Raw genomic sequence first — 5658 nt, 5'->3', positions numbered from 1 at the left:
TTCGGCAAGAATGTGGTTTAAAAAATACCCTGAAACGAAAGAGCAGTTGTGGGGAGGACACTTATGGTCAGGTAGCTACTTTATGTCTACATTAGGGAATGTATCAAAACATATTGTTAAAGAATATATTGAAAACCAATTAACAGAATATAATGCGGGTCGCCCAAGACGCTAATTCACCTCGTCACTGAAGTAACGAGTTCTCTTAGCTGACAACCCGTATAGAGGTTTTGTTTCTCTTTCCTGGACAGGATCATGCGTTTATTCAATGCTTCCATTACTAATAAGGCCTGTGGTTTTCGTCTAATGATATGCTCCATGCTTCTTGCCTCCGCCTCTTAAGTCTCTCTATACTAATCATTGTCCTTTTATCTCAAAAATCATGAAATTAATAGGAAATATTTAAAAAAGATGATTTAGAAAGAATCTGGTTGCCCAGATTCTACATTCTTAAGAGCCCTTCAGACTTGATTCTGATTTGAAGACCAGCTAACTGCAGTTCAGCTGGAAGAGCAAGACGGAAAATGCTCTTATCGAGCATTATACTTTCATTTCAATCAATACTATCTTAGTTGAAGTACAGCTACATGCAATCTACTTGTAGTTCATACTATCTATGAAACCTAAAATAAAGCTAGAACCCTTTTAGCAGCAGTAACTTTTGTCTTTCATTTTTAAAATAGAACTAGAGAGGCTCTAGTTCTACCTTATGGTTCACCGACAAAATAAACTATAAGTAAAATCGATCTAACGACAGTTTAAATAACTCACTCATGCATAATATGCCATTACACATTAGCTACTTACATCTATGAAAGTCTTCATACCCTTAAAATACAACTAGAACCCAAGCCAAAGAAGCCTCCCCCCCATTTTGACCCCTCATTCCTGCTAAAAGCACCTCAAAAAGAAAAAAGCCGATCTCAATGATCGGCTTTACCTCTCTTCCTCATGATGAACAGTTTAACTATCTCCTATCAATTATATAGGATTTAAAAATCCTTGAAATCGAACCCTCTGATACAGATATACTCCATGAAGTCTTTATCTCATATAATTAGGCTGCTTTCTTCCTCAAGCTATTGTGCGTGTGCATTCGGACCATGATCCATAAAACGACAAAGTTAAACAGGTTAATGCCAAGAGAAAAGATAAACGCAGGAATATAAGACCCTGTAAAGTCGAAGATGTATCCGACCAATGAGATCGAAAATGCTCCACCTAAACTTGTCGCAAACGCAAGGATCGGGTATAGTCTGACAAAGTGATACCGTCCGAAAAATTCTTTGGTCAGCAGGGTCACACTAACTGACGGAATCGAGAAGATGGCGCCGTACAGAAATGCAGCCCCGTAAAGCAGCCAGGCGCTCTCAAATATGACGAGAAGAATACTCGCTCCGCCGACGATAGCTACCATGCTCAACGTACTTTTGATTGGGCCGACAAAATCACTGAGGTAACCCATACCCAGCTTGAATCCGATACTGCTGATCATGGCGAATGACAGCATCGTTGCGCCCACTTCGCTAGTCATACCGAGTGTTCCCGAAAAACCTGGGAAGTGCTGCGGCACACCGATAAGCATCGTCTGAAGCAAAGTAAATGTAAACATCAATGCAAACAAGGCTCCGTTCACTCCGACTTGCTCTTCACGCTTGATCATCTTCTTCTCTTTCGTAGAAGCCTGATCAGTATGTTCTAATGCCCCATAAGGTAAGTAACCTGATTCTTTAGGATCCAGTGTATAAGGAATAAGTAATGCTGGCAAAGTAAAGGCGATAATCAGCAGGCCCATAATCTGGTAAGACTGTTCCCATCCGATCGATTCAATCAGTCTGGTAAAAACCGGAGAAAACACCGCACCTCCCACACTACTGAAACTTAACACAATACTCATGACCAGTCCGTGCTTCTGTTCGAACCATTCGTTGACGACGATCGTTACCGGAACCCATGCCAGCAAGCCAGATCCAATTCCTCTTAAAGTTCCCAAGATATTGAAGACCAGAATCGATTCAGAAAATCCTAGGAGGATATTCGATACACCAGCCAGCAATACGCCAAACAATATCACCAGCTTGAAGGGATACTTTCTGATTAAAACACCTGCATACAAAGACATGATGGCCTTCGTGAACAAGGTCAGTGTGTTGTGCATCGCAACCGATCCTCTATAGACTCCTAGACTGTCAGCTATCGGTGTAATGAATACCCCATTTGACATTACCGGCAGACCGATGGCACTAATCGTGATACCACATAAAGTCAGGACTACGAGCCAATGTTTCATACTTCTATTCTTCACACTATCATTCCTTAATCCGAATTTTTTCATATAAATCAGTATACGCCCTTTGTTCGGTGAATAACAGATGACTCGACCATGTAAACGATTTAACATATAGGAAAGTAAGAATTGATAATCTACAAAAAAGAATGCCTATATTCGCAGGCATTCCAGTTAGTTATTTGTTTGATTACTTACGATTAAAATCCAGTTGACTGGAGGACCGTTCGTTCCACTCCCAGCGCCGTCCTGTCAGAATGATATCGGCTATCCTGTCACTGGCATAGCCATCACCATACGGATTAAAGGCCTTGCTCATTTTATTGTACAAAGCCAGCCTATCACGATGGGCACTGGAACCACTCCTTGAAAATAATGAGTATTTAAGGGGACGTCCTGCATACTTCAGTATAGATAAGACAAGTCACATGACGTCGATAATCCCACCCTTGGTTTATCCTTATCTATTATACCCCTGACTGTAGCTAAATCAATCATTTATTTCTTCAGAATTTTGTGGTCGTAAATTGACTATAACAAGCTCCGGCCGATTATTGATACGCAGTGGAAATATACTGTTTCCTAGTCCCCTGCTGACAATCATCTGTGTTCCGTCTTCAACATACTGCCCACTGGTGTATTCAGGCAAAAACCCTTGCGATGGCGCAAAGAGCCCATTGATGAATGGCAGACGAATCTGCCCCCCATGCGCATGTCCGGTCAGAGCCAGATCCACATCTGCAGCCGCATAAACCGACATTAATTCAGCTCGATGTGAAAGGAGCAGATTGAACTCAGTCCCAGCTTCTTCAATCAGGTCTTCAATCCTCTCTTGTATCAGCAAATCTTCAGAGCCGGCTTCTATAATATCATCCAGAAACAGGAAAAGTGGGTCTTCGATTCCAATAAGCCCGATTTCCTGTCCTTCGATTTCCAATCTTTCATAAGAGTTATCTAAGTCAATAACACCAATGCGATCGATTTCTCTCTGAAGCTCAGGGTACACGCCTGAAGCCATTTCATGATTACCAGTAACGAAATAGACTGGCGCTATTTCCAGCATCTCTTCCATCGCCTGAACGGCTACTGGAATATTGGTACGGTTTCTATCTATCACATCACCTGTCACTACAATAATGTCAGGATCCTGTTCTTCAAGCTCAGCCGTCAGTCGCCCGTTGAATTCTTTATTGTGCAGATCTGATACTTGTGCAATCTTATATCCTTCAAAGGATTCAGGAATGTCCTCGTGTTCAAAGTCGTATATAGACAGTTCAATTGCATTATTCTGATAATACAAGTAACCTGCTGTCATAATGATTAATAATAGAATGGTACTGTAACTTATAATCTTTTTAGAATTCAATGCTTGTGCTCCTTGGAATATGAGTATAGTGGCTTGTTTGATTCGATGAACGGGAAAAGCAGTAGTTATGATTTATACTATACTCCAATTCTCAACAAAAAAATAGAGTCATAATCTTACACTATTGTGATTATTCCATGAATGCCTCATAACTAGGTTTTATGAGGCATTCATCTTCTAATTCCGGTGACGAACACCTCATAAAATGGATATATGAAACATTGGTAATAATTAAAACTGACGAATGCTCCATAACTTAAACTTATGAGGCATTCAGCCTTCTTTTGAGAAACTAAGACAAACAGATTAGTCTTTTTTTACTATTCACTCCTTGTATATAAAAAAGACACCGCAACGGTGTCTTTTCTAATCACCTTTATTATCCTTTGTACTTCAAATTCTCAGGCCAGAACTCGTTCACTTCCTGACGCTTTCGCCCCTACTTAAAAAGGCATCTTTTCCGGAACTCTTTTTTGAATCGACCTCAAGTACTCCTTCTTCATAGAGCTCTTCGACATTCTGAATGATTTCTCCGTCTGGAAAGGCTGTCTTGAGTTCAGCAATTTTTCCGTTGATTCCTTCTCCACTTTTGTAAATAGTGACGATACGGCCTCTTATGATATCTTCTGCTAAAACACATTACTCCTGTTCCTTTAGTCTGCTGTAAGTATACCAACACGAAAAAGCGGATTCAAAACATATTGTTTTGGTAATTATCCAAAGACAATGTTAACTGACACCGCTTTTTGTTTCTATTTAGGCTTGAGTCTATCCAAGTTACTTTCGTAGAAATCGAGGATTGGACCAGGCATGTCTCTAACTTCACCACTCCAAGGGAACATACTGACCGGTCCTGGGCTGAATTCAACTTCTGTCACTACATGGTTCTCAGGAGTCGGGGCTTCAGTAATGTCTTCCAGTATCATATCAACGCCTGCATAGTTAAGTCCTGGTATAGCTTTGACTGCCTGAAGAGCCAGTTTCTCAAATTCAGGATGAACAGTATCTGTAAAATCGATCCCTTCCCCTCCACTTGAAATATTCGATTCATCTCTCAGGATGACTTTTTCATCACGTTCTGGAATGGTATCGAGCGAGCGTCCTTCTCTGGTCAGACGAGTCAGTTTCTCGATATCAGTTGGAATAAGAAAGTTCTTAAGATCACGGTCTTTTAACCGCTCCTTGTTTTTAGCTTCGATCAGTTCGAGAACCGTATGCGTGCCGTCACCTACTACATTAGCCCGTGCGCGCTGGCTGGTCGCGATGACTCTACCATCAACCACAACGTATCTGAAGTCCTCACCAATAAAATGCTTCTCTACATGAACGGATGTCTGGTTGTCATCTACAATATTTTCAAGTTTACTTAACGCTTCTTTCAGTTCTGATTTACTGGAAAGGTTCATAAAGACACCTTGACCGCGTGCCAGTCCGTTTGGTTTCAATACGACCGGGTAACTGATGGACTCAGCAAATGAAACAATCTCTTCCTGTATACTTATTGGCAGGTAAGTCGATTGAGGCACAGCGAGTCCAGCCGCTTTAAGAAGTGTACGGGTAACATGCTTGTCATCCACAACAGTGTTTAAGGCTGCGGATGATAATGGGCCGTTCATATCCTTGAATAATACAACTATTCCCTGAATCGATATTAGAGTAGTATCAAAGGTTAGGCGTTTTACCTCGTAGCCCCGACGACGAGCTTCTTCTTCCATCAGTCTGGATTTCAATCCTTCTCTTCGCTCGAATTCTGACATATCATCTTCTGATATGATATCTATTTTACTGATTTCTTCCTGCATTTATTGATCCTCCCCATGAACTTCATTCATACTTTTATTATATTATCAGTGTATCACGGGGTTAGGTTAAACCAGTTAGTGAACTACCCACCACTTAAATCCTCCGGATTTTGAAGTGGGGGCTTCCTACGAACTCCATTCTTGTCTGCACAGGTTTCATGCAGACAGAGGAATCGGATATGGGTAGGCTCAAAAGGCAGTCC

At 41.2% G+C, this 5658-nt stretch carries 6 protein-coding genes; 1 reads left to right on the top strand and 5 read right to left on the bottom strand.

Annotated elements, in window-relative coordinates:
• A partial coding sequence (locus ACYQ4S_RS10585; RefSeq protein WP_459771046.1) for a transposase occupies positions 1 to 175 on the top strand: 175 nt, incomplete at its 5' end.
• 1 nt (position 176) lies between these two features.
• Here ACYQ4S_RS10585 and ACYQ4S_RS10580 read toward each other — a convergent pair.
• The 5 genes from ACYQ4S_RS10580 to ACYQ4S_RS10560 all read right to left on the bottom strand — a co-directional run bounded on the left by ACYQ4S_RS10580 (position 177) and on the right by ACYQ4S_RS10560 (position 5455).
• A complete protein-coding gene (locus ACYQ4S_RS10580) occupies positions 177 to 320 on the bottom strand; it encodes a hypothetical protein (protein ID WP_459771044.1) in 144 nt (47 codons plus the stop codon).
• A gap of 737 nt (positions 321 to 1057) precedes the next feature.
• Complete coding sequence (locus ACYQ4S_RS10575; RefSeq protein WP_459771042.1) at positions 1058 to 2305, bottom strand: MFS transporter; 1248 nt, start codon at positions 2303 to 2305, stop codon at positions 1058 to 1060.
• A gap of 172 nt (positions 2306 to 2477) precedes the next feature.
• Entirely contained in the window at positions 2478 to 2618 is a 141-nt protein-coding gene (locus tag ACYQ4S_RS10570) for a hypothetical protein (RefSeq protein WP_459771041.1), read from the bottom strand.
• 159 nt (positions 2619 to 2777) lie between these two features.
• Positions 2778 to 3653, bottom strand: coding sequence for a metallophosphoesterase (locus ACYQ4S_RS10565; RefSeq protein WP_459771039.1), 876 nt, complete (start codon positions 3651 to 3653; stop codon positions 2778 to 2780).
• Between the two features lie 752 nt (positions 3654 to 4405).
• Positions 4406 to 5455, bottom strand: a complete 1050-nt coding sequence (locus ACYQ4S_RS10560; RefSeq protein ID WP_459771037.1) for an ATP-binding protein — start codon at positions 5453 to 5455, stop codon at positions 4406 to 4408.
• Between the last annotated feature and the right edge of the window lie 203 nt (positions 5456 to 5658).

This window comes from Alkalibacterium sp. s-m-28 (assembly GCF_054658175.1).
This window is presented reverse-complemented; position numbering and strand designations above follow the sequence as displayed.

Excerpts from the sequence above, each read along its gene's own strand:
- ACYQ4S_RS10580 (WP_459771044.1), bottom strand. The coding sequence starts at position 320 with ATGGAGCATATCATTAGACGAAAACCACAGGCCTTATTAGTAATGGAA.
- ACYQ4S_RS10560 (WP_459771037.1), bottom strand. The coding sequence starts at position 5,455 with ATGCAGGAAGAAATCAGTAAAATAGATATCATATCAGAAGATGATATG.